General features: G+C 39.5%; 2 protein-coding genes. One reads left to right on the forward strand and one right to left on the reverse strand.

The annotated features are described in order from the left end of the window. Positions 1-118 precede the first annotated feature (118 nt). Positions 119-346, forward strand: a complete 228-nt coding sequence (locus C0512_RS15430; protein ID WP_290863175.1) for a helix-turn-helix transcriptional regulator — start codon at positions 119-121, stop codon at positions 344-346. A 76-nt stretch (positions 347-422) separates the two neighbouring features. Here the strand turns inward: C0512_RS15430 and C0512_RS15435 are convergent, their stop codons facing one another. After that, positions 423-1,250: a hypothetical protein gene (locus C0512_RS15435; protein ID WP_290863177.1), complete on the reverse strand. Its 828-nt coding sequence runs from the start codon at positions 1,248-1,250 to the stop codon at positions 423-425. Between the last annotated feature and the right edge of the window lie 506 nt (positions 1,251-1,756).

Below are 1,756 nucleotides of genomic sequence, written 5' to 3' on the forward strand. Positions count from 1 at the left end.
ATTGGCGTAGGTTCCGACCAGTTATTGCTGTTGTTTTTTGCCGGCATGGTTTGGTTGATGGCGGGTGTGATCAGCCAAGGCCAAAAACTGGCTGAAGAAAACGCGTCTTTTGTTTGATATGGCTATCGTTGTCGAGCTTGATGTGATGCTGGCCAAGCGCAAGATTAAATCCAAGGCGTTAGCGGAATATGTCGGCATCACCGAGGCTAATTTGTCTTTGCTCAAACAAGGTAAAGTGAAAGGCGTGCGTTTTGAAACCCTGGAAAAAATCTGCGAATTTCTCGACTGCCAGCCGGGTGATTTGTTGGTTTATGTTTCGGAAATAGTAGATATTGATAGCCCGTAAGGTTAAATTCTTCAGGCTATATGATTAAAACCAATATTGTTTCTATCGTTTTTGAGTTAAGTTTGGTTTTTCGGTATTAAGAAGTAGATCTTTTAGCAACAACTGCAGAGCTAACAAAATTTCCTTCGAATAATTTTGAATATCCATTAACCATGCAATCGTGTTGATACATGGTTCTTAGTAGCCAGATTTTCTTCCAGAGGTCATCATCTGGGGCTAATTTTTCAATGCTTAAATTTAGGCGTGATGCTTCGTCTGCATCGATAGATGAGCCGTGGGAATGATAATGATTTTTGGTAGCTAATTTCTCCACAGTTTCGTTGATTTCTTGTTCTGAGAAACTACTCATCATGCCGGAAATCAATAACGATTTTGCTAATTTTCTTGTTTGCTTCCTTACTGAGTTGGCATATTGAAGGTCAATGGGATTCATTGTGCCGTGAGGTGCGTTTACAATAAATTCCGCAGGCACCCCGCTCAGAGATGGGTCAATTGGGCCGAGTTCCGATTGGATACCCATTAAAATACTTTTTCCACAAAGCGCAATTACAGTACCATTGCTTTTTGCCCTGCGGGGGACAATAACACGAAGATCGGATGTGGCTTGCCTTAAAAGACTACAAATTTTCTCAGTTGCATCAGTGTAACCACCATTGGTCTCTAATAATAAATCGATGACTTTATTTTGGGTTTTATCGAGCAATTCATGAAAAGCCACATCGTCACTTTGATCAATTTGGGCGTCGGTATTGTCGCAATCGGTAAAATAAACAACTAACTCTCTACCAGTGAGCGCTTCAATATCTTTTATTAGAAGCTGACGTAAATAGCGGTCTTTGTTTTGTACCCAATAAAGAGGTGATTGATTTGGTGTGCCTGAAGTCCTAGGGAAACAATCAGCCATTCATATTCCTTAATTATTTTTTATGACGGTTTTGTTCTTCTATAAAAAGACTGCCCCCAGAAGCCAAAATTTTTCCAGCTTCGAGCATCCGTGAATTTGGGTCGATGCTTTGATGGACTAAAATGTCATTTCTAGCAAATTTTTGTGAAGGTGTTCTTTTAAAAATATTGATTTTGGATATATCACTCGCAAATGAATTTAATTGTTGAGTAGCCATATATGTCTCCAGACCCAGATGAGTGCTTTAAGGTTTTGTGCTCTTATTATTTTTAAGTTGATGTTAATGTACTTATATTGCTTTGCAAAGTATAGAACATTGATGTGCTATTTCCCACTTATTAATTAATAATGTCTCACTCAAATTTTTGGCTGAAAGCCAATCTATCTTTGTGCCCGAAAAGACTTGACCACTGCATTGTTGCACCACGGTGAGTTATCGTTGGTAATAAAGCTGCAGCCGGACAGGCCCAAGCGGCCTGTCCGGTTGTAATGACTGGATTTTAGTT

This window comes from Flavobacterium sp., assembly GCF_013822155.1.
GTDB lineage: Bacteria > Bacteroidota > Bacteroidia > Flavobacteriales > Flavobacteriaceae > Flavobacterium.

Bases quoted from the DNA above. Each gene is read 5' to 3' on its own strand.
- C0512_RS15430 (WP_290863175.1), top strand. From the start codon at position 119: ATGGCTATCGTTGTCGAGCTTGATGTGATGCTGGCCAAGCGCAAGATT.
- C0512_RS15435 (WP_290863177.1), bottom strand. From the start codon at position 1,250: ATGGCTGATTGTTTCCCTAGGACTTCAGGCACACCAAATCAATCACCT.